Below are 22,881 nucleotides of genomic sequence, written 5' to 3' on the forward strand. Positions count from 1 at the left end.
CCTTTTAAATTAATTTATTTATTTCTTGTTGGGTGTTTTTTAATGCTTTTAAAATAGACTCTATGTTTAGCTCATTCTGTAAACTAGAAGTAAATACAGAAACAGCCAAAACTGCTCTTAAATCAGAATTATCCAAGCCAATTGGAATGGCTAAATCTGTAATTCCACTAGTAAGTTTACTATTTGAATGACGATAACCATCCGTTTTTACTTGTTCTATAGTTTGTAGAAAGTCTTGTTTTTCTTGTTTGCTCCATTTTTTATAATGTACATCTCTTGATAATATTTCTTTTCTCAGATCTTCAGAAAACATAGATAGCAATACTCTTCCTGAAGTTGTCATCGATAATGGAAAATGTGTACCTTCTTCTATAGAAAGAGAAACGGCATTTGGGCTCCTTTTTTGAGAAATAATTAGTAATTGATCATTGTTCATAATACTTAAATGACAAGATTGTCTTGTAATTTCAGATAAAGATTGCATTGGGTAATGTGCTACCCTTTTTAACTCATCAAAAGGTGTATGCCTGTGAGAAAGACTATACATCTTTAATGATAAGCGATATTTTCCAGCATTAGACCCCCTAATTACATAGCCTCTTTCTTCTAAACAAACCAGCATTCGGTATATTTCACTTGGTGTTTTTTGGATACCAAGAGCAATTTCAGCCTGTGTTAAAGGGATTCCTTCTGCCGATAAGTATTCTAGAATATCTAAGCCTTTGTCTAGCGCTGGTGCATTGTATTTAGTTGGTGTTAAATCGGCCATTTGTTGTTTTTAAAATACAAATTTAACAAATCTATTTTTATTTTTGGTTAATTCATATATAAAATCTAAATTTGTATATGAAATAAATTAATTAATAAAATACATTAAAAAAATGGCAAATCCATTATTAGGTACCTTAATTCATGCAGTTGGAGGCATTTCTGCTTCTACTTGTTATGTTCCTTATCAAAAAGTTAAAAAATGGTCTTGGGATTCTTATTGGCTTGTGCAAGCCTCTTTTGCTTGGTTTATTTTTCCTTTTTTAATAGGTTTTTTAACCGTTCCAAATTTAATGAGTGTATTTAGTGACGCTTCTTTTGAGGTGTTGATAAATGCTACTTTACTAGGCGCTATTTATGGTTTTGGAGGAATGTGTTTTGGTTTTGCAATTAAGCATATTGGTTATTCATTAACTTACACTATTTCTATTGGAATTTCGGCAATTTTAGGAACAATTGTGCCATTGTTAATGCACGGAACATTTATGCAAAAATTTAATGGTCCGGGAGGAGGTGTTATTTTTTTAGGGATGTTTTTGGCTTTGATTGGTATTATTGTTTGTGGTGTTGCAGGGTATAGAAAAGAGAAAGATTTAAAGTTAATGAGTGCAGATGGAGGAGAACCTTTGACTTTTAATATGAAAAAAGGGCTCACACTTACTATTGTAGCCGGTATATTATCAGCTGTATTTGGAATTTCATTAGAAGTTGGTGCTCCAGTGGCAGAAATTGCAGCAAAATATGGTGCGGGTAATTTTGAAGGAAATGCCAATTTAATTTTGTCAACAGGGGGGGCGTTTATTACTAATTTTATATGGTTTTCAATCTCTGGGTTAAAAAAAGGAACACTAAAAGAATTGATAGATGTAAAAAGCATCGGTCGTAAAAATTTCATATTAAATTTTGGAATGTCTATTCTAAGTGGAGCACTTTGGTATGGACAGTTTTTTTTCTACGGAATTGGGCATGTGCAAATGGGGGCTTTCAAATTTGCAAGTTGGGTAATTCATATGTCAATGCTAATTTTCTTTAGTTATATCGTTGGATTAGTTATGAAAGAGTGGGTGCAGGTTTCAAAAAGAACTTATAGCACGCTGTTAGTTGCCTTGGTAATATTAATTATTTCGTTTGTGGTAATGACCTACGGAAGTATGTTGGGGTCGGAAACTGAATTAGTACATTAAAAAAAAAGTTAAAGAAAATACAATACATTTTAAAATGAGTACAAAAATAATTCAATTAAAAGGAATCACCTGGAATCATAGTAGAGGTTTTACATCGATGGTTGCTACGGCACAGCGATTTTCAGAATTAAATCCAGGGGTAGAAATTACTTGGGAAAAACGATCATTACAGGCATTTGCAGATGAACCTATTGATAAGTTGGCAGAACGTTATGATTTATTGGTAATTGATCATCCTTGGGCTGGTTTTGCAGGAAAAACAAATGTTATTTTACCTTTAGATGAATACTTACCAAAAGCATTTTTAGCCAATTTAGCTGAAAATTCAGTGGGACGTTCGCATGAGAGTTATAGTTCAAACGGTCATCAATATGCATTAGCTATTGATGCAGCAACTCCTATAGCATCAAGTAGACCAGATTTGTTGCAAGAAAAGGGTTTAAAACTGCCTGAAACCTATGATGATTTATTAATATTAGCAAAAAAAGGATTGGTAATTATGCCAGGGATTCCTCAAGATACCTTGATGAATTTTTATATGATGTGTTGTAATTTAGGAGAGAATGTTTGTTCTTCAAAAGAACATGTTGTAAGTGAAAAGATAGGTATTGAAGCTTTAAAAATGTTGCGTGCTTTAGCTGTTGAAATGGATCCTCAAATTTTTGATTGGAATCCAATTAAGATATATGAAGCCATGACTTTAACCGATAAATATGTGTATTGCCCTTGGGCTTATGGCTATTCTAATTACAGTAAAGTTGGTTATGCTCGTAAACTATTGCATTTTCATGACATGGTAGATATTAACGGAACAGGAAAAGCAATTTCTACTTTAGGTGGTACAGGTTTGGCTGTTTCTGCAAAATCTACTGAATTAGAAGCGATTATGAAATATGTTGAATATGTGGGGTCTGAAGCTATCCAGAAAACACTTTTTTTTGATGGAGGTGGACAACCGGGGCACAAAAAAGCTTGGACAGATGAATACACCAATAGCTTAACTGTAAATTACTTTAAGAATACGTTACCAAGTTTAGAACGTGCGTTTTTACGTCCTCGTTACAATGGTCATATGTATTTTCAAGATAGAGCAGGTGCACCTATCAGAAATTATTTAATGAATGGTGGTTGTGAAAAAGCATTGCTAAAAGAATTAAATGAATTGTATATTAAATCACTTGATATCTAGATAAAATGAAACCATTAGAAGGAATTACGGTATTAGAATTTGCACAGTTTATGGCAGGTCCTTCAGCAGGACTTAAAATGGCAGATTTAGGTGCACGTGTTATAAAAATAGAACGTCCGATTCGAGGAGAAGCAGGTCGTCAAATAGCATTGAAGAACTTATTTTTAGATGGAAGTAGTTTGGTTTTTCATACAGCAAACAGAAATAAAGATTCATATGCAGCAGATTTAAAAAACCCTGAAGACTTAGAACGAGTTAAAAAATTAATTGCGCAGGCTGATGTGATGACGCATAATTTTAGACCGGGAGTAATGGAAAAAATAGGGTTAGACTATGATAAGGTTAAAGAAATAAATTCAAAAATTATTTATGGCTCAGTTACTGGTTATGGTACAACAGGAGCTTGGGTTGCAAAACCAGGACAAGATTTGTTAGTGCAATCTATGTCTGGATTTGCTAATTTAACAGGTAATTTAAATGATGATCCTGTGCCAGTTGGTGCAGCAGTTTCAGATATTATTACAGGTACACATTTGGCACAAGGAATTTTAGCGGGTTTACTACGTCGTGAAAAAACAAATAAAGGTGCTTGGATTGAGGTAAGTTTATTAGAATCTACTTTAGATTTTCAGTTTGAATTAATTACAACATATTTGAATGATGGAAATCAAAAACCTAAAAGAGCCAAAGAAGGATCTGCAAACCCTTATTTAAGTGCTCCTTATGGGGTATATAAAACTAAAAATGGTTATTTGTCTTTAGCAATGGGGTCTTTAATTAAACTCGCTGAAGTTTTAGAATGTAATGCGTTACTAGTTTATAAAGAGTCAAATTCTTGGTTTACAAAACGTGACGAAATCATGGATATTTTAAGAGGATATCTCATCAATAAAAACACGCAGGATTGGTTGAATATTTTAGAACCAGCAGGAATTTGGTGTTCTGATGTTTTTAACTATAAAGATTTATTAAGTCATGAAGGTTATAAAGTGTTAGGAATGGATCAAAAACTGCAGTTACTTTCTGGAGAGGAGGTTCATACATTACGTTGCCCAATTCGTATAAATGATGAGCGATTATATGCTTCAAAACCAGCTCCAAGAGTAGGGCAACATACCGAGGATATTATAAAGGAATTTAATCTATAAGTCAAAATAATTTTAAAGATGAAACCATTAAAAGATATATTAATTATAGATTTAAGTCAGTTTTTATCAGCGCCTTCTGCAACATTACGTTTGGCAGATTTAGGTGCTAGAGTTATAAAAGTAGAGCGACCAGAAACTGGTGATATTTGCCGTCAATTATATGTTTCAAATGTAATTTTAAACGGAGAATCTTCGGTGTTTAGAGCTATTAATAGAAATAAAGAAAGTTTTCAAGCAGATTTAAAAGACACTATAGATAAAGTACGCGTTTTAAAATTAATTGAAAAAGCAGATGTAGTAGTTCACAATTTTAGACCAGGAGTTATTGAGCGTTTAGGTTTTGATTATGAGACTATTAAAAAAATTAATCCATCAATTGTTTATGGTGATATTTCTGGGTATGGTTCAGAAGGTCCTTGGAAAGCAAAACCAGGGCAAGATTTATTAGTACAATCTCTATCTGGATTAACTTGGATTAATGGTAAAGTAAGTGATGGTCCGGTACCTGTTGGATTGGCAATTGTTGATATTTTATCAGGAGGCCATTTGGTTCAAGGTATTTTAGCAGCATTGTTAAAAAGATCTAAAACAGGATTGGGTTCAAAGGTTTCTATTAGTATGATGGAATCAATTATGGATTTTCAATTTGAGTCTATTACCACTTTTTATCATGATGGAGGAGCTCCAACCATTCGTCCGGCAAGTAACAGTGCACACGCATATTTGGGGGCGCCATACGGTGTTTATAAAACAACAAATGGTTATTTGGCATTGGCTATGGGAGCAATTCCTTTTTTAGGTGAATTATTAAGTTGTAAAGACCTATTAAATTATACAGAAAGAGAAAGTTGGTTTACAAAACGAGATGAAATTAAACAAATATTGGCCAATCATTTAGCTACAGATACAGTAGAAAAATGGTTGTCAATTTTAGAACCAGCAGACATTTGGTGTGCAAAAGTAATGGATTGGGATGAATTGTTTGAGCACGATGGATTTAAAGTGTTAGATATGATTCAAAAGGTGAAAATGGGAGATGGTTTTGAGTATGAAACTACACGTTGCCCTATTAAAATTGATGGAGTACATTTAACATCAACACTCGGTTCTCCTGCTCTAGGGGAGCATACTACTGCAATTATAAAAGAACTAATAGAAGAATAAAATGGAACAGACAAAATTTAGAATAGCGGTACGAAAATTTGATGCTTTTGAATCAGCTCTAGCTAAAATTTGGAAATCCTTTTGTGAAAAAACGGGATGTAACTTAGAGTTAGAAGCGGTTCCTTTTGATTTACATCCGTTATACGATACAATATTAAAAAATAAGGGGTTATCCGATGGAACTTGGGATGTTTCTTTAATTAATACCGATTGGATTACAGAGGCTTATACCTCAAATTCTGTAGTAGATTTAACAGGTTTTATTAAGAATAATCCACCAGAAGATTTTCCAAATGGTTGGTCAAGATCTTTGCTTTATAAACAAGAATTTGAAGGTAAAACTATTGGATTGCCTTTTCATGATGGACCAGAATGTTTAATTTATAGAAAAGATTTATTTGAATCTGTTGAAGAAGGTATTGCTTTTTATAGAGATTATGGTAAACCTTTAGAAATACCAAAAACATGGGATGCCTTAATAGAAGTTGCTGAATTTTTTAACAGACCAGAGCAAAATTTATACGGAACTACTTTTGCTGCATTTCCTGATGGACATAATACCGTTTTTGATTTTTGTTTACAATTATGGACACGAGGTGGTGATTTGTTTGATGAAAACAAAAAAATAAAATTAAACTCTGAAATAGCGGTTGAAGGGATGGATTTTTACCGAAAAGCACTCCAAAATACCAATGCAATTCATCCAAATTCTCGAGATTTTGATTCTGTAAAATCTGGATTGGCTTTTGCCAACGGTAATTTAGCGATGATGGTAAATTGGTTTGGTTTTGCTTCTATGTGTGAAGTGATGGAAACTTCAAAAGTAAAAGGAAAAGTTGATGTAACTAATGTACCTGCAGGTTTAAACGGAAAAGAACTTTCTTTAAATGCTTACTGGATGTATGTAATTGGAAATGGTAGTAAAAATAAGGAACTGGCATATGAGTTTATCAAATTTGCAGTAAATGCTAAAAACGATAAACTATTAACCCTAGAAGGGGCAATTGGTTGTCGAAAATCTACTTGGAACGATACTGAGGTAAACGAGATTGTACCTTATTATTATAAATTAGAAGAATTACATAAAAATACCCGCTCTTTACCTAGAAAAAGCAATTGGTCTGTAATTGCAGATGTGATAGATCAAGTGGTTTTGGAGGTGATAAATTCATCAAAAAATATTAAAACAATTTTAGATTTGGCTCAAAATCAAATCGATAAAATAGAAAATAATTAAATATGGAAATTAGTTATAAACCAAAATTACCAAAAGAAAAACATCCGATTTATATTATTGGAGCAGGAGGAATCGTTCGTGATGCACATTTACCAGCTTATAAGAATGCAGGTTTTGTTGTTGAAGGAATTGTAAACAGAACAAAGCAACGTGCTATAGATTTAGCATCAGAATTTAATATCCCAAGTGTATATGATACTGTTGAAAAAATGGTTGAAGCAGCACCTGAAAATGCAGTTTTTGATTTGACTTTAATGCCAAATCAATTTGTAGAAACATTAGAATTATTGCCAGATGAAGCAGCGGTATTAATTCAAAAACCAATGGGAGATAATTACGAGCAAACATTGGAAATTTTAGAGGTTTGTAGAAGAAAAAAATTAAAAGCAGCTATTAATTGTCAAATGAGATATGCACCATATGTAATGGCTGCAAAATATTTAATAGAACAAGGTTTAATAGGTGAATTGTACGATTTTGAAGTTCGTTTAACCATATATACACCTTGGGAATATTTTCCAAATGTGGTAAATCATCCTCGGTTAGAAATACAGCAACATAGTATTCATTACATTGATTTGATTCACTCGTTTTTAGGAAACCCAAAGAAAGTATATTCCAAAACGCTACGAAACCCTGGGAAACCAATGTCGTCTACACGTACTACAACTATTATGGACTATAGTGATGAAATGCGTGCTATCATCAATACCAATCATGATCATAATTTTGGAGAAAAAAATCAGGAAAGTTTTGTAAAATGGGAAGGAACAAAAGGGGCAATTAAAGCAAGAATAGGATTATTATTAGATTACCCAAACGGAAAACCAGATTTGTTTCAATATTGTATTCTAAAAGAAGGAGAAGAGCCAAAATGGATTGAGGTTGATTTGGAAGGGTCTTGGTTTCCAGATGCTTTTGTAGGAACCATGGCATCGTTGATGCGTTATATTGAAGGTACTACTAAAGAACTGCCTACTAGTGTTGAAGACGTGGCACATTCTATGGCAATTGTTGAGGCAGCTTATGAATCTAATGACAAAGGGGGAATTGTCCCTAATTATAATATTTAAATAGTTATAACATGTATATAGTATCACGATTTTACGAAGACTATCAATTGGGTAGTAAAAGAGAAACTTTAGGACGTACCATTACAGAAACAGATTTTGTAGTACACGCAGGACATACAGGTGATTATTTTCCACATCATATGGATGCGGAATGGTGCAAAACACAACCATTTAAACAACGTATTGCTCATGGAACTTTAACTTTTGCTGTAGGTATTGGAATGACTGCAACAGAAATAAACCCAGAAGCATTTTCAAAAGGATACGACCGTTTACGCTTTGTAAAACCTGTGTATATTGGAGATACTATTCGAGTAGTAGTTACCATTAATGAAAAAAAAGAATCGAATAAACCAGGATTAGGTCATGTTACAGAGCATGTTGAAATTTTTAATCAACGTGAAGAATTAGTATTGGTTTGTGACCATATTTTGTTAGCAAAATATAAAATATAAAATAGATGAAAAGCACCATTATAGGATTAGTAAGTTTAGCTTTAGTGTCTTGCAATACCCAACAAAAAGAAATAAAGCAAAGAGTAACAGAAAATAAAATTGAGTACAAAGCCGATTGGGAGTCTTTAAAACAACACCAAACACCAGAATGGTTTTTGGATGCAAAATTCGGAATCTATTGTCATTGGGGACCGTATTCTATTCCTGCTTATAAAAATGAGTGGTATTCACATTGGATGTATGTAAACAAAGACAATCCTGAAGCAAAAAATGGAAAAGCTAGTGAATTCTATGAGCATCATACCAAAACTTATGGCTCTGTAGATAAATTTGGATATAAAGATTTTATTCCGATGTTTACAGCAGAGAAATTTGATCCTGTAGAATGGGCAGATTTATTTGAAAAATCGGGAGCAAAATTTGCAGGCCCCGTATCTGAGCATGCAGATGGTTTTGCTATGTGGGATAGTGATTTGACAACTTGGGATGTTAAAGACATGGGACCTAAACGTGATATTATGGGAGAACTAGCAAAAGAAATTCGTAAAAGAGATATGAAATTTATTGCTACTTTTCACCGTCAGTGGTTATATGCTTGGTACCCAACTTGGGATAAAACAACAGATGCATCTAATCCCAAATACGCAGGTTTGTATGGTCCTAAAGTAAATAAAGGCGATTTTCAATACCCAAAAAGCCCAAAAGAAATGGATGCCAATTCCAAGCGATTTTATCCTTTGGCAGGAGAGCAATTTAATAAAGAATGGTTAGATCGTTTGAAAGAAATTGTAACTAAATATAATCCAGATTTGGTTTGGTTTGATAATAAAATGGATGTTATTGGTGAAGATTATCGTAAAGAATTCTTAGAATATTATTACAACCATGCAGAGAAAAACAATCAAGAAGTAGTTTCAACTTATAAATTTTATGATTTTGCTAAAGGTACAGCAGTGCTGGATCTAGAGCGATCTAGAATGAAAGAGAAACAACCTTTTCCGTGGTTGACAGACGATTCTATAGATTGGAAAGCTTGGTGTGATATTAGTGATCCTAACTATAAAACAACCAATCGTTTGATTGATTTTTTAGTTGATGTGGTGAGTAAAAATGGAGCAGTATTATTAAATATTACACCTAAAGCAAATGGTGAAATTCCTGAACCAGTTAAAGAACGTTTGTTGCAAATGGGAGAATGGTTAAAAACTAATGGAGAATCTATTTATGGAACTCGAACTTTTGATATTTATGGAGAAGGAGATTTTGAAGTGAAAGAAGGTCATTTGAGTGAAGACAAAAACGGAGATAATACTGCTAAAGACATTCGTTTTACTACCAAAGGAGATATTATTTATGCCACTGTTTTAGATTGGCCTTCAACAAATGAATTAGTAATTCATTCACTAAAAAAAGGAGGTTCTTATTTGACTAAAGGAATTGAATCTATAGAATTTTTGGCTAATAAAAAAATGATGAAATATTCGATTAAGAATGATGGATTGCATATTCAGTTACCAAAAGAAAAAGTAGGGGATTATGCTTTTGCTTTTAAAATTACACCTAAAAAATAAAGCTTAAAAAAAGCACTTCTTTCTCTAGTCGTTAGAAGTGTTTTTTTTACAAAAACAGATTCATGGAATGAAAAATTTAAATAATAAGATTACCATATTATTGGTTTTATTAGGTCAATTGGCCATCGGTCAGTCATTAAAAAGCAAGCCGAATATTATTTACATCATGGCAGATGATCATGCTTCACAAGCCATTGGTGTTTACGGGAGTAGATTAGCCAAATTAAATCCAACACCTAATATTGATGCTTTTGCAAATGATGGAATGTTATTTAAGAATGCTTTTGTATCCAATTCAATATGTACACCAAGTAGGGCTTGCGTTTTAACAGGTCAATATTCACAAACTAATGGTGTGTTAGATCTGGATGGAAAAATTGATACCGCAAAAGAATACCTTCCTATGGAGATGAAAAAGTTAGGATACACTACCGCAATGATAGGGAAATGGCATCTTAAAAATGAACCTTCATCTTTTGATTTTTATAAGGTGTTAGATGGCCAGGGAAAATATTTTAATCCTCAATTTTTAGAGAAAGGAAAAGGTGTTTGGCCTAAAAATAAAGTAAAAACTATTGGGCACTCTTCGGATGTGATTACAGATCTAACTATAGATTACCTAAAGCAGAGAGATAAATCGAAACCATTTTTTATTATGCATCATTACAAAGCTCCGCATGATATGTTTGAGTTTGCGCCCCGATATAAAGATTATTTGGCAGATGTAGAAATTCCAGAACCTGCTAGTTTGTATTTTCAACCAAACTTTGGTTCTGAAGCGACAATGGGGAGAAATGGGAAAATGAGAGAATTGGTTGGTTCCTCTGTGTCTGAAAAACATTTAAAACGTAATTATGTTAATATGATTTTGAAAGACACTGTTTCAGGACAAGTTGCAACACATCTAGCATACCAAGAGTACCTAAAAAGATATTTACGTTGTGTAAAAGGGGTAGATGATAATCTAGGACGACTTTTTGATTACTTAAAAAAAGAAGGACTTTGGGATAATACTATTATTATTTATACAGCAGATCAAGGTATGATGTTAGGAGAGCATGACATGATTGACAAACGATGGATGTATGAAGAATCTATGCATATGCCTTTTATTGTGCATTATCCTAAAATGATAAAAGCAGGTTCTAAAACGGATTTATTAATAAATAATACCGATTTTGCACCTACTATGATTGAATTGGCTAAAGGTAAAAAACCAAGCTATATGCAGGGAATGAGTTTTATTAATACTTTACAAGGTAAAGAAGAAAAAAACTGGCGTAAAGCAACTTATTACCGCTATTGGATGCATAATATTCATCATTGGGTTCCGGCACATTTTGGTGTACGAACTAAACAATACAAATTGATATTTTTCTATTCAAAACATTATCTTCCAGAGTCAGACTGGGATAAGTTTTACTGGGTAAAAGAAATGAAAAGTATTGGGTGGAATACACCTGTAGCATGGGAGTTTTATGATTTAAAAAATGACCCAGAAGAGCTTCATAATCGTTACAATGATTTAAAATACAAACCAATTATTGATTCTTTAAAAGTAGAAATTTTGAAGCAACGAGAAGAATTAAATGAAACGGATAAAAATTATCCTGAAATTCAAAAAGTGATTGACAAACATTGGAACGATTGATTTAATTTAGAAGAGAATGAAAAAGGGAATTAAAAATCATTTTTTTGTGGCTATAATAATATTACTTTTAGGAAATTTTACACAAGTGAATGCATAGAAAGCAAAAAAAAGAGACTATGCTATCGGAGAATTAACTGTGGTCTGTGGTCAACGGGCATATATGCATTCGGATAATTTTGCTTTTTCAATGCGTTCTAGAGATAAATGGGATGACTCACAAGCCCCTTTTTTAAATGATAATGTTACTTGGGCTTTGACGTGTGATCGTCCTAAAGCGAATATGGTTTTATATGATTTGCGTAACGAACCTGATGAAAAATTGAATGTAGCCGATGATGCCAAATATATAAAATTAGCAGATTGGTTTCGAAATAAACTAGGCAATATTGTTCTAGGAGATGGTTGTGTAGAGTGTGATTGGTCTAAATCTAATAGTTATAATATTAGTGATTTTGCAGGTGGCTCTGATGATAAAAAACTAAATATTCCTGTAGAAATTATTCCAAAAGTAAATTAGATTATAATTGTTTAAATGATGTATTTTTAATAAAAATACATGAAAAAATAAACTAAAGATGAAAAATAAAACCTTAATCTTATTAATTTTAGTAGCATTACAGAGCTTTAACGTTATTTCGCAATCAAAAAAAAACAAAAAACCTAATGTAATTATTATTCTAGCTGATGATTTGGGATGGGGAGACGTTGGTTTTAACGGCGCTACCGATATTCCTACACCACAGCTAGATGCTCTGGCAAAAAATGGAGTAATTTTTACTGCAGGATACGCTACTCATCCTTATTGTGGACCTAGTCGTGCAGGTCTTTTGGCAGGAAGATCTCAGCAACGATTTGGTTGCGAGAACAATATAGGTTCTGATTTTGATGGCCCTGAAGCAGGACTTCCGTTAAGTGAAACGCTAATTTCAGAAGTTTTAAAAGAAAATGGATATAGAACCTGTGCTATAGGTAAATGGCATTTGGGTAATACCTCAGCGTTTTGGCCAAACAATAGAGGGTTTGATGATTGGTTTGGTTTTGCGGGTGGATCTAGAAATTATTGGGGTAAATTGATGGATAAATCATGGAATAAAAATGTTGTAGACTGGTACCAAATTATGCGTAATGGAAAACCAGAACCTCTAGAAAACTTGAGCTATCTAACAGATGATTTTACAAAAGCAGCAGTAGAGTATATAGATGGATACAGCAAATCAGACAATCCATTTTTTATGTATCTTGCTTATAACGCACCTCATGCACCTATTCAAGCTACAACAGAATACCTTAAGCTAACAGATCATATTGAGCAAGGAGATAGAGCTGCTTATGGAGCAATGGTTGCGGGGATGGATGTGGGTATTGGAAAAGTAATTGAAAAACTAAAACAAACTGGTGAGTATGAAAATACATTGATTTTCTTTTACAGTGATAATGGAGGACACGGAAAGGGCTCGTCACAAGCACCTTATCGAGGACAAAAAGGGATGCTATTTGAAGGAGGTATTAGAGTTCCGTTTTTAATGTCATGGCCTGCAGGTTTTAAAGGAGGTATTCAGTATAATGAACCTATAGTTGGTTATGATATTTTTCCAACCATTCTAAAAGCCGCCAATATAACTAGTAAAAAACAAAAGTTATTAGAAGGTGTCAATTTGCTTCCTTTTGTAAAAGAGGAAAAGGCTCATGAAGTTTTGCACAAAACCATTTTCTGGCGCTATAGTGATGGAGAAGGTTATGCAGTTCGAAAAGGTGATTATAAGTTGATAAAAGAGCTTGTACGTAATGAACTATTTTTGTTTAATATAAAAAAAGATCCCTATGAACATGATAATTTAAGAGAGATATTCCCTCAGAAAGTAAAAGAGTTACAAGCTGAATATGAGCAATGGGATAAAATAAATGTTACAAATATTTGGCCTGACAAACATATTCCTAATGTATTAAAAACAAGAAAAGAACGAGAAAGAGTAATTTTAAAAACAAGTGCAGGAGAAAACCGTAAAAATTAAATACCACAATAAATAATGCATTAAAATCTATTTTAGATTAAATATATAAAAGCAACTTTTATTGGTTGCTTTTATTTTTAATACTTACTTTGAGTACTAATACCTAAAAAATCGGATATTTTATAGATGACTATAAAAAATGTAGGTGATAATAATTGTATTCGTTAGGATAAGCCTTCATATACAACAACAATGTGATTTATTTTTTATTATTGTAAATGAAGGTTTATTGCAATAAAAAACAACTCTATTTATTAACTAATTCAAACTGTTTTTCTAAAGAAACTCCATAATTTCCTTCGAGTTCACTTTTAATTTTTTTATAAAATTTAGTATCAGGAGGCATGCTTAAGTCATTCCAAAAATTAGGGTGATAAGGTAATTTTTGTGATCCCATATCTATTTCGTCTCCAAAACTTGTTAATCTAATCTTTTTCTTGTCGGCTTCAATATTTAAAACAAAAGCCTCTAAACGATAACTCATTTTTTCTGCTTCCGTATTCCAGTATTTTTCAGGAATCATACCTCTGTTAAGTCCCCATTCGTTGGAATAATAACTCAAATACAATTTACCATTTTTGTGTTTTTTATAAACATACAATGATTTTTGACGTTCTATTCTGTAAACCCCATAGGTATCAACTCCAATATAAAATTTCATCTTATCCCATTTCTTTTTTTTATTAGTACCTTCAACAATAACAATTTCTTCCCCTTCGTATGATGAGTCTCCTATAATTTTCCAAGTATATTTTTTAAGGTTAGGTTTTTTTTCTGATGGTGATAATGGATTTCCACTAGCCATATAATTAATAGAATGCGTCCATTGTGTGCGCTTCCATATTCTGTAATCAGCAGATTTTCTAGCTTCTGTAACCCTCACGGTACCTAAAGAGTAGGCGGGTCCACGCCCTTTAATTTTTATGTAATTTTCTACAAAAAATTTAGATTTACCACCTTCTGTAGCGGCTCTTCTAAAGAGTAATTCTTTTAAATGATATGTGCTTATTGTGTTTTCTTTAAGTTTTTTAACAGCACTAAAAATATAATGTGAAGGCTTTATAAGTGTTATTTCACTCATTTCAAATACACTTTCAAATAATAGAATTTTCTTTTCTTTTTGTTTTAAATAATCTTGTATTTTTATTTTAAAAGTATTGTATCCTAAACAAGAAATTGAAAGACTATCCTGCAGGTTACTTTTGGATAATAACATAGAAAATTCACCATCTTGGGTACTAGATGTCCCTATGTTTTTGTTTACAATTCCTACTGCAGCAAATGGAATAGGAGTATTAGTTTCGTCTAAAATAATACCATCGACTTTAATCTTTTGAGATTGCGTAACGAATGAACATAAAAAAACAGATAAGAATAAGAAGACGTGTAAATGGTCTGTTATTTTTTTTGAATTAAAAGAAAATACAGTATTCTTTAAAGAAATTGTGTTTAATAACATAAATAATTTTTTAGAAAAAAATGGTTTTGGTAAATATATAAGGAAGCTTAGGTAAGCGATACCATATATGATTCGTTATTTACCACAAATAGTTTTCACTAATCTGAAAATAATTATTTCTTAATTAGTGAAAACTATTTAATATGTTACTATAACACTGTTATTGTTGTATCAATATCAAAAAAAATACGTAAAATTAATACTGTTTATTTTACAATAAGAGTTTCAAATCTTTCTTCTGGTAAAAGTGTTTTAAAGGTGATGTTTTTGGTCTTTAAATTCTTTATATGTCTTGCGTACATTCCGTATGCAGGGACTACTTTAAAGAAACTAAATTCTGGATAACGAGTTTCATCTTCTGGAACCGTTATATTTCTATTTTCTTTTATACCACCTCCAGGTAGTGTAATTGCTATATTTTCTAAGTGAATAGATGTTATATTATGTTTTGGAGTTCCGGTAATTAAAATTCCTGATGGAGGAGAAACTCTTGAGTTTTCTAAACTTCTTGTAGTTGCTTTAATATTATGAATTTTAACATTATCAATAGAACCCACTTTACGTTTTTGTGCATTTCTATAAGTTCTTAAACGTTCTCCTAGTCTTACAAAAATAGGCATATCTACATTGGTCATTTCAATGTTTTCTATGTTTATGTTATAAATGTTAGCCCCATCTACACTTAATAATTTTATACCACCTCCTTTTGTATCATAAATTTTACAATCTTTAATGTTTATATTGTAAAAATCTCCCATAGATTCTGTTCCAAATTTTATGGCTCCCCAATTACTTTTTAAAGTACAGTTATATGCTTTTACATTATAAGTAGGTAACGGACTTGTTGCTTTTATACAAATGGCATCATCTCCAGAGTTTATGTTACAGTTTTTTATAACTACATCGTGACTAGAATCTAGATCGATGCCATCATTGTTTTTGTTTGCATGATTATATATTGTAATATTATCTACAAGAATATCGCTCGATTGAAAAAAATGACAAGCCCAAGCAGCCGCTTCTCTTAGATGTATATTGGTAATTGTAATTTGGTTAGATTTTACAAAACGTAATAAAAAAGGTCTGTTTCTTCCAAAATTTTGATCATCGGTAACACCTAATTCTTTCTTTCTCAATTTTAAGTTTTTGGCTAAGAACGCAGCACCATTTCCATCTATGATTCCCTTGCCTGTAATTGCTATGTTTTTAGCATTAATTGCACCAACTAAACAAGTACCTCTTTGTTGTCCAACAGCATCTGTAAAGGTATCTATACTTTGATAGTCTTGTGGATTAGAGCTCCCTACTAATTTTGCATTTTCTTTTACCAAAAGTGTTACGTTGTCTTTTAAGAGAATCGTTCCGCTAATAAAAACACCCTTGTCTATAATTACGGTTCCACCACCTTTTTTAGAACACTTGTCAATTGCTTTTTGAATTGCTTTTGTGTTAATAGTAATGCTATCTCCCTTTGCTCCGAAACTTGTTACATGATAGGTTTTTTCTCTTTTTGAAAAAGAAAATAATAACCCTGCAATACATATAAATAAAAATATTCTAATCCTATTTTTCATTTTCACCTTAATTTGTCAGTTTCCAAGAACGCACCCAATTATATGTAGTAGTTCTATCTTCTATAGAACCAGACATACCTCCATCTTCGGGGGCTTTATTCCAATTATAAGTTTCAACAACTAAGCGTAAAAACATTTCAATATCAAAATCTGCAGTTGGCTTAACTTTAGACTGAAACTTACCATCTAAAAAGAATAAAATTTCGTCTTTAGATTTCCACCAAACACCATATACGTGAAAATCGTTATATACTTTTCCGCTTGTTTTTGCGCTACCTTTTGCCGTTCCTTTAATATAATCACAACCTTCTGGTATATTTCTACTGTGGGTATTGGAATTCATAGCTTGATCAAAATTTTTCATCCATTCAGCAGAATTTGTAATTTGCCCAACACATTCTTGAATGTCTAATTCTGTGGTTCTTTTATCGCAACCTTCTCTACCTTTACCTTCGTTAATCAACCAAAAGGTAGAAGACATAAATGTTTTATTCGCTTTCATTTCAGTTTCATAATAACCGTACGTCATACCTTTTCTAGAGCCCACATAACCACCACCATACGTATACTCTTGGTTGTTTTTAATAATTGGTTTTGGCAATTTTGTAGTTGTTATTTTTAAACTTCCGTCTTCAACTTTAATATTTTCTTTCATAAACAATCCTGGTGCACGCCCAATCCAACCTTGTCCAGAAATTTGCCATTTTTTTTCATCAATTTTTTTGCCTTTAAACTCGTCAGACATATTTTTTATCAATTTCCATTTTTTATCTGCCGGTTTTGGATCTTCACCATCTTTAAAAGTTGGCGCTTTTTGTGCAAGAAGGGTACTTGATAGTAATAGTGCAATTAAAACTGTTAATTTTATTCTTATTTTCATTGGTAAGTTTATAGGTTTAAATTTTTGTTAGTATTCGAAACTTTTTTGAATATTAATTTGTTATTTTTCTTGTTTGATAAAAGTATATAGTACCTAACAAATTTAATTTTTTAAAAATTGTTCAATCCATTCAGAATAATCAAATAATACTACAAACATATTTAATTCTAAGACATATGTTTATTTTGAAGTAATTATATACCTGAAAGTCTTTTAATTAAAGAATTATAAAATTATACTAGTAAGAATTATTATTTGGCGTATTGCTTTCATTTTTTTATAATTTTCTATTATGAAAAGAACATTGTAAAAAGAAAGAACTCATTGAAAATTCCAATGAGTTCTTTTTTTAATTAAACGATTAAATTATTTTATTCATACCCAGGGTTTTCTACTAAGGCAGGGCTTCTTTGTCTTCTATCTAAACCTATTGGGAAATAATAGTGATTTTCTTCAAATATTCTATCCCAACTATCAGTTGCTGTACCTGTAGTTGTTAGAATAATTTCATACATACCTGGATTGTCATAATCTTTTCTCCAACGAACACCAGAATATTTATTTCCTCTACGGTCTAATTCAGTTTCAGCTATTCTCCATCTTCTTAAATCCCAATAACGATGTTGCTCAAATGCTAATTCAACACCTCTTTCATTTTGAATAACTTCCCAAGTTATAGCTGGTTTATCTGGCATTAAAACACGTCTTCGGACAGTATTTAGAGCTTCTAAAGCTTCAGCATCTTTACCCAAAGCAAATGCTGCTTCAGCCAAGTTTAAATAAATTTCTCCTAATCTAAAAACCATATAATCAGTTCCACCTAATCCAAATCCATCTCCTACTAAATACTCTTCATTTGATCTTTTTTTATTAAAAAAACCTGTGCGTTGAATATCACGCGAAGGGCCTTTAGCTGGTATATCTATACCTGTAACATTATCTGTTTTTAAAACGCCACCAACATATAAACCTTCATGCATCCAAACGGTCTCTCCTCCGTAAGTAGATTCTGGCAAAAAGATATTAGCTCTACATCTTGGGTCTTTTTTACCTATAAAATCTGCCATATTATGAAAAACTCCTTCAACTAGAGTAGATCTGTCTAATTTTCCTGAAGTACCATCGATATATTCATACATTTCAAAAGTTTCTAGATAGGTATTTAAAAAAGTTGTCCCGTTCACTATAGACGGAGCATTCCATCTTTCCCAATCTTCAGATTTAGAACCATCACCTACAAAAACTTCAGCAAAGATAGTTTCACTATTTTGTTCTGCCTTGGTAAAGAGTTCGTAATAAGATTTCTCTGCCTCTTCATAAGTAGCCGCTCCAGCTCCATATAATGAAAAACCTCCTTCTGCTATCAGTTTTTTAGATGCATCATATGACATTTGCCAATATTTGTCTGCATTATCAATTCCTAATAAACCATTCATTTGTATCGACCCAAATTCTCCAATACTACCTGCATATAGCATTGCACGACTTTTTAAAGCCAAAGCCGCCCATGAAGTTGCTCTTCCATACTCAAGTGTTTTTCCTTCTAAAAGCGTTTTTGCTAGATCACATTCTTCAGCAATAAAATCATATACTTCTTGTTCTGAATTTCTAGGTACAGAAATTTTTTCGAAAGAGTCTTCTACGGATTGTGCTTTGCGTATAATTGGAACACCTCCATAACGTTTCACTTTTTGAAGGTATACCCATGCTCTTAAAAAGTGTAATTCTCCTAAACGAATGTTTCTATATTCTTCAGATAAAGTACTTTCAGGATTACTTAATTCTTCTATACCTGTATTAATATCACGTACCAAATCCCATTTCCAATATTCATTAGAAGCGTTTCCTGTTCCTTGACTAGAAAAGGCTCCTCTTGTAAATTGATAACCTGTAGGCCATCCTCCATAGGTTCTAGCGTATCCTCCAGCGCAAGCATCTACAACCAATTGTCCAACATCTCCATTTCCTCCTCCAGGAAGAAAATTTGTTCTTGCAAAAACATTCGCAATATACAGGTCTGTTAGTGTTTCATCAGCCCATACATTTTCTTCAGAAAAGATACCTAATGCTGTTCTTTCTAAAGGGTTTTCACAAGAAAACAAAATGCTTATAATTGTAAAAATCCCTATATATATATATTTATTCTTCATTAGTATAAAATTTTAAATTATAACCCAATATTTATCCCTAAACTAATATTCTTTTGAACTGGATATGTAGCGACTCCATCATCTCCTCTTGCTTCAGGATCTAAATCAAAAATACTTGAACTTCTTAAAGTAAGTAAATTGTAACCTGCTACATATACTCTAGCGCTCTTTAACCCAACTTTGCTTAAAGTTGTTTTAGGAATACTATATCCTAAAGCAATAGATTTTAATCTTAAATAAGCTCCGTTTCTCAAATAAATATCTAATGGTTGATTATTATGAGGATTTAAACCAGCTGTATTTGGGGCTGGTAATTTTGCAGCAGATGGATTGCTTGCATTCCATGAATTGTCTACTTGATATTTAAATGGTACTTGACCAATACTAGTATTTGCTGCACGTTCTCCTGCACCTGCCAAGACATCAAAATTACTAGCACCTTGTAATAACATTGATAAATCAAAACCTTTATAATCTGCATTTACACTTAACCCATAGAACAATTCAGGGGTTTGTCCTCTACCAATTACTTCTTGATCTCTCCAATCGATAGTTCCATCTCCATTCTTATCCACGTATTTTACGTCACCTATCAAAGGTTCTTCAAGATCAGGATCATAGACAATACCATCATTATCTATTTCTTCTTGTGTATCATAAAAACCATTTGTTCTATATCCAAACCTACGGTTTGCCCATTGCCCATTTCTTTGATTTATTCTTGCATCATCTGGTTCATTAGAATCAAATTCTCTCTCAACATTATCTATAATTTTAGATCTTGTCCAAGTTACGTTTCCGCTAATATTCAAATTTACTTCTCCAATTTTGTTTCTATGTGTCAATACCAATTCAAAACCTCTATTACTATCTACTCCTAGATTTTCTTGAGGTAAATCTGCTCCAAATGTATCTGGAACTTGGTCTTCACGATCTCTTAATAGACCTGAACGTTCTCTGTAAAAAACATCAAACTCAACACCTAATTTACTATTCCATAATCTAGCATCTACACCAAAATTATAAGTTTTTAAGGTTTCCCATGTAATTGTTGGGTTTGCGATTCCTACTGTTTGTAGTGTTGAATTGTATGGTGTTGAACCATAAGCATACAAACTACCTTGACTGTTTTCTAATCCATATCCATTGATGTAATCAAAATTAGAAGTCGCATCATATCCAAGACTTGCAATAGAAGATCTAAATTTTAAGAAATCAATTGCTTTGAATTCTTTTAGAAAATTTTCTTTAGACGCTACCCAACCTACAGATAATCCTGGAAAATATCCCCATCTTGACTCTTTAGGGAATTGAATATTAGCATCGGCTCTAAATAAGGCTTCTACCAAATACTTTCCTTTGTAATCATAATTTAAACGTCCTATATAACCTTGACGTCCTTCTTGAAGAGGGATTGGATTGCCATTATTTAGGTTTACCAAAAAATCATCATTTGTTTGTACTCCTGTAGCTCCAAACAGATAAGGTACATCTGGAGACAATAAATCGGTTCTACTAGCTGTAAAAAATTCTCTATCTACATATCTGTTTTCTAAAACAACTGTTGCAGATACATTGTGCACATCGTTAAAAGTAGTTTTATAATCTAAACCTATTTGAGTAGTTGTCTGAACCAAATCATTATTGCTTACATTTACATTATTTTCTGAAGTAGTAAAACTTGGAGTATATACATCTGTATCAGCATTGTAATTATAGGTTGTAAAAGGCACTCTTGTTAATCTATTTAATGAATGAACTGTTTGATGAGCTATTTTACCGTTTACATTTAATCCTTCTATAAAAGGTAACTTGTATTTTAAACTTACAATTGCATCAAATTGTTTTCTTTCGGTATCATTAACACCCGTTATATCTCTAGAAGAAAAAGCAAGAGGGTTTTGTCCTAAAGGATGTGTTGCAGTAAGAAAATTAGTGTCGGGATTACGTTCTATGGTAGGGTTACTAGATGCTAAAAATCTAAATATTCTATAATAACTATCATTATCTCCAGAAACCCCACTTGGTCTTTGTGTTTCTTCTTCTCTATATTTAAGATTTACACTTATATCTAATTTTTTATTTACGGCAACGTCTACTGTAGCTCCAATATTGAATCTTTCAAATTTTCCATCTCCAGATTCTAACAACGAATTTTGTTGCAAGTTCCCTACAGAAGTAAAATATTTTACACTTTCGGAACCTCCTTGTATATTAAAATTATGCTGTGTGGTTGTAGACCAGTCTTTTAGAACAACATCTTGCCAATTTGTTCCTCTATACCCTTGTTGAGTACCTTCTTGGTATTTTGCAATATCTTCATCTGAATATTTTAAGTCTGCAATAGCCACACCTTCTAACAATTCTGCTTGTTGTTGGTATTTAGCATAGCCTGCAGCATCGGCTATTTTGGGTAAAAATGAAGGTTGTTGTAATGTATAGCTTCCTGAATAATTTATTTTTGGTGCTCCTACAACTCCTCTTTTGGTCGTTACCAATATTACTCCGTTACCACCTCTAGCTCCGTATACAGCTGCTGATGCATCTTTTAAAATAGAAATTGATTCTATTTCATTAGGATCTAATTGTTGATAATCTCGTGGAACTCCATCAACAATTACCAAAGCGCTTCCAAATCCTCTAATACTTACACTTGCTTGATCTCCACCAGGTTGACCATTATTTTGAGTTACTACTAGACCAGGTAATCTTCCTGCAAGGGCAGCCGTTGCGTTAGTTGTTGGTATTTTTACAAGGTCTTTTGATTTAACAGTTGATATTGAACCTGTAATGCTTGCTTTTTTTTGTGAGCCATACCCTACAATAACTATTTCGTCTAAAGCACTTGTGTCTTCAGCTAAAATTACGGTAATACTTGTTCGTCCATTAATGGGGATTTCTTGGGTTTTATACCCTAAAAAACTAATAACTAAAGTTGCATTGGTATCTGCTTCAATAGTAAAATTTCCATCAAAATCAGAAAGAGTACCTATTGTTGTTCCTTTTACAAGAATGTTCGCGGTAGGAATTGTTATACCTTTTTCATCTTTAATAATACCCTTTACATTAATGTTTTGGGCATAAAATTGCGGAATTGCATAAATTGCAAAAAGTAGCAATAATATGCTTCTTTTTTTAAATAAAGTTAATTGTTCATTTTTCATAAATTGTTTAGTTTGAATGATTATTTAATTGAGTCTTGCAATATTGAGTAAGACCTTACACAAATATCAAATCTTAACTAAGAGTTTAGTATAACATATGGTTTTATCTATAACAGTTATGTTATCCTAATAAAAAGTGTTACAATCTATTAGACGCATATTTAAGTCACTGAATCTTTTATTGTGTCAATAAAAATAGCAG

The 22,881-nt window shown here is 32.2% G+C and carries 17 protein-coding genes; 11 read left to right on the forward strand and 6 right to left on the reverse strand.

All coding sequences use genetic code 11. The features are described 5' to 3' along the window. Nucleotides 1–4: 4 nt before the first annotated feature. Nucleotides 5–769 carry an IclR family transcriptional regulator gene (locus WHD07_RS11735; RefSeq protein WP_343328539.1) on the reverse strand — a complete coding sequence of 255 codons (765 nt, stop codon included), beginning with the start codon at nt 767–769 and terminating at the stop codon, nt 5–7. A gap of 112 nt (nt 770–881) precedes the next feature. Between WHD07_RS11735 and WHD07_RS11740 the strand changes: the two genes are divergently transcribed. From WHD07_RS11740 to WHD07_RS11790, 11 genes are all read left to right on the forward strand, one after another. Beyond that, nucleotides 882–1,952: an L-rhamnose/proton symporter RhaT gene (locus WHD07_RS11740; protein WP_343328540.1), complete on the forward strand. Its 1,071-nt coding sequence runs from the start codon at nt 882–884 to the stop codon at nt 1,950–1,952. A gap of 34 nt (nt 1,953–1,986) precedes the next feature. Next, a complete protein-coding gene (locus WHD07_RS11745) occupies nt 1,987–3,141 on the forward strand; it encodes an ABC transporter substrate-binding protein (RefSeq protein ID WP_343328541.1) in 1,155 nt (384 codons plus the stop codon). Between the two features lie 5 nt (nt 3,142–3,146). Then, nucleotides 3,147–4,289: a CoA transferase gene (locus WHD07_RS11750; protein WP_343328542.1), complete on the forward strand. Its 1,143-nt coding sequence runs from the start codon at nt 3,147–3,149 to the stop codon at nt 4,287–4,289. 18 nt (nt 4,290–4,307) lie between these two features. Beyond that, nucleotides 4,308–5,453 carry a CaiB/BaiF CoA-transferase family protein gene (locus tag WHD07_RS11755; RefSeq protein ID WP_343328543.1) on the forward strand — a complete coding sequence of 382 codons (1,146 nt, stop codon included), beginning with the start codon at nt 4,308–4,310 and terminating at the stop codon, nt 5,451–5,453. Nucleotide 5,454: 1 nt separating this feature from the next. After that, on the forward strand, nt 5,455–6,690 hold the full coding sequence (locus WHD07_RS11760; protein ID WP_343328544.1) for a sugar ABC transporter substrate-binding protein: 1,236 nt from the start codon (nt 5,455–5,457) through the stop codon (nt 6,688–6,690). 2 nt (nt 6,691–6,692) lie between these two features. Next, on the forward strand, nt 6,693–7,763 hold the full coding sequence (locus tag WHD07_RS11765; RefSeq protein WP_343328545.1) for a Gfo/Idh/MocA family oxidoreductase: 1,071 nt from the start codon (nt 6,693–6,695) through the stop codon (nt 7,761–7,763). 11 nt (nt 7,764–7,774) lie between these two features. Next, nucleotides 7,775–8,218, forward strand: coding sequence for a MaoC family dehydratase (locus tag WHD07_RS11770; RefSeq protein WP_343328546.1), 444 nt, complete (start codon nt 7,775–7,777; stop codon nt 8,216–8,218). A gap of 5 nt (nt 8,219–8,223) precedes the next feature. Next, nucleotides 8,224–9,789 (forward strand): alpha-L-fucosidase, encoded by a 1,566-nt coding sequence (locus tag WHD07_RS11775; RefSeq protein ID WP_343328547.1) that lies wholly within the window; start codon nt 8,224–8,226, stop codon nt 9,787–9,789. 67 nt (nt 9,790–9,856) lie between these two features. After that, nucleotides 9,857–11,440 (forward strand): sulfatase, encoded by a 1,584-nt coding sequence (locus WHD07_RS11780; RefSeq protein WP_343328548.1) that lies wholly within the window; start codon nt 9,857–9,859, stop codon nt 11,438–11,440. A gap of 160 nt (nt 11,441–11,600) precedes the next feature. Continuing rightward, nucleotides 11,601–11,957, forward strand: a complete 357-nt coding sequence (locus tag WHD07_RS11785; protein ID WP_343328549.1) for a hypothetical protein — start codon at nt 11,601–11,603, stop codon at nt 11,955–11,957. 58 nt (nt 11,958–12,015) lie between these two features. Then, nucleotides 12,016–13,452, forward strand: coding sequence for a sulfatase family protein (locus tag WHD07_RS11790; RefSeq protein ID WP_343328550.1), 1,437 nt, complete (start codon nt 12,016–12,018; stop codon nt 13,450–13,452). A 247-nt stretch (nt 13,453–13,699) separates the two neighbouring features. Here WHD07_RS11790 and WHD07_RS11795 read toward each other — a convergent pair whose 3' ends face one another. The 5 genes from WHD07_RS11795 to WHD07_RS11815 all read right to left on the reverse strand — a co-directional run bounded on the left by WHD07_RS11795 (nt 13,700) and on the right by WHD07_RS11815 (nt 22,679). Then, entirely contained in the window at nt 13,700–14,911 is a 1,212-nt protein-coding gene (locus WHD07_RS11795) for a carboxypeptidase-like regulatory domain-containing protein (protein WP_343328551.1), read from the reverse strand. A 206-nt stretch (nt 14,912–15,117) separates the two neighbouring features. After that, nucleotides 15,118–16,485, reverse strand: coding sequence for a glycoside hydrolase family 28 protein (locus tag WHD07_RS11800; protein ID WP_343328552.1), 1,368 nt, complete (start codon nt 16,483–16,485; stop codon nt 15,118–15,120). 7 nt (nt 16,486–16,492) lie between these two features. Continuing rightward, nucleotides 16,493–17,365, reverse strand: a complete 873-nt coding sequence (locus tag WHD07_RS11805; RefSeq protein ID WP_343328553.1) for a family 16 glycosylhydrolase — start codon at nt 17,363–17,365, stop codon at nt 16,493–16,495. Between the two features lie 371 nt (nt 17,366–17,736). After that, nucleotides 17,737–19,515: a RagB/SusD family nutrient uptake outer membrane protein gene (locus WHD07_RS11810; RefSeq protein ID WP_343328554.1), complete on the reverse strand. Its 1,779-nt coding sequence runs from the start codon at nt 19,513–19,515 to the stop codon at nt 17,737–17,739. Nucleotides 19,516–19,532: 17 nt separating this feature from the next. Beyond that, entirely contained in the window at nt 19,533–22,679 is a 3,147-nt protein-coding gene (locus tag WHD07_RS11815; RefSeq protein ID WP_343328555.1) for a TonB-dependent receptor, read from the reverse strand. Nucleotides 22,680–22,881 lie beyond the last annotated feature (202 nt).

This window comes from Polaribacter staleyi, from assembly GCF_038024045.1.
Lineage (GTDB): Bacteria > Bacteroidota > Bacteroidia > Flavobacteriales > Flavobacteriaceae > Polaribacter > Polaribacter butkevichii.

What these genes read in the sequence shown, in the direction of transcription:
- WHD07_RS11770 (WP_343328546.1), top strand. Translation starts at nt 7,775, where the DNA reads ATGTATATAGTATCACGATTTTACGAAGACTATCAATTGGGTAGTAAA.
- WHD07_RS11740 (WP_343328540.1), top strand. Translation starts at nt 882, where the DNA reads ATGGCAAATCCATTATTAGGTACCTTAATTCATGCAGTTGGAGGCATT.
- WHD07_RS11735 (WP_343328539.1), bottom strand. Translation starts at nt 769, where the DNA reads ATGGCCGATTTAACACCAACTAAATACAATGCACCAGCGCTAGACAAA.
- WHD07_RS11775 (WP_343328547.1), top strand. Translation starts at nt 8,224, where the DNA reads ATGAAAAGCACCATTATAGGATTAGTAAGTTTAGCTTTAGTGTCTTGC.
- WHD07_RS11800 (WP_343328552.1), bottom strand. Translation starts at nt 16,485, where the DNA reads ATGAAAAATAGGATTAGAATATTTTTATTTATATGTATTGCAGGGTTA.
- WHD07_RS11790 (WP_343328550.1), top strand. Translation starts at nt 12,016, where the DNA reads ATGAAAAATAAAACCTTAATCTTATTAATTTTAGTAGCATTACAGAGC.
- WHD07_RS11755 (WP_343328543.1), top strand. Translation starts at nt 4,308, where the DNA reads ATGAAACCATTAAAAGATATATTAATTATAGATTTAAGTCAGTTTTTA.
- WHD07_RS11765 (WP_343328545.1), top strand. Translation starts at nt 6,693, where the DNA reads ATGGAAATTAGTTATAAACCAAAATTACCAAAAGAAAAACATCCGATT.
- WHD07_RS11810 (WP_343328554.1), bottom strand. Translation starts at nt 19,515, where the DNA reads ATGAAGAATAAATATATATATATAGGGATTTTTACAATTATAAGCATT.
- WHD07_RS11795 (WP_343328551.1), bottom strand. Translation starts at nt 14,911, where the DNA reads ATGTTATTAAACACAATTTCTTTAAAGAATACTGTATTTTCTTTTAAT.
- WHD07_RS11745 (WP_343328541.1), top strand. Translation starts at nt 1,987, where the DNA reads ATGAGTACAAAAATAATTCAATTAAAAGGAATCACCTGGAATCATAGT.
- WHD07_RS11785 (WP_343328549.1), top strand. Translation starts at nt 11,601, where the DNA reads ATGCATTCGGATAATTTTGCTTTTTCAATGCGTTCTAGAGATAAATGG.
- WHD07_RS11750 (WP_343328542.1), top strand. Translation starts at nt 3,147, where the DNA reads ATGAAACCATTAGAAGGAATTACGGTATTAGAATTTGCACAGTTTATG.
- WHD07_RS11780 (WP_343328548.1), top strand. Translation starts at nt 9,857, where the DNA reads ATGAAAAATTTAAATAATAAGATTACCATATTATTGGTTTTATTAGGT.
- WHD07_RS11815 (WP_343328555.1), bottom strand. Translation starts at nt 22,679, where the DNA reads ATGAAAAATGAACAATTAACTTTATTTAAAAAAAGAAGCATATTATTG.
- WHD07_RS11760 (WP_343328544.1), top strand. Translation starts at nt 5,455, where the DNA reads ATGGAACAGACAAAATTTAGAATAGCGGTACGAAAATTTGATGCTTTT.
- WHD07_RS11805 (WP_343328553.1), bottom strand. Translation starts at nt 17,365, where the DNA reads ATGAAAATAAGAATAAAATTAACAGTTTTAATTGCACTATTACTATCA.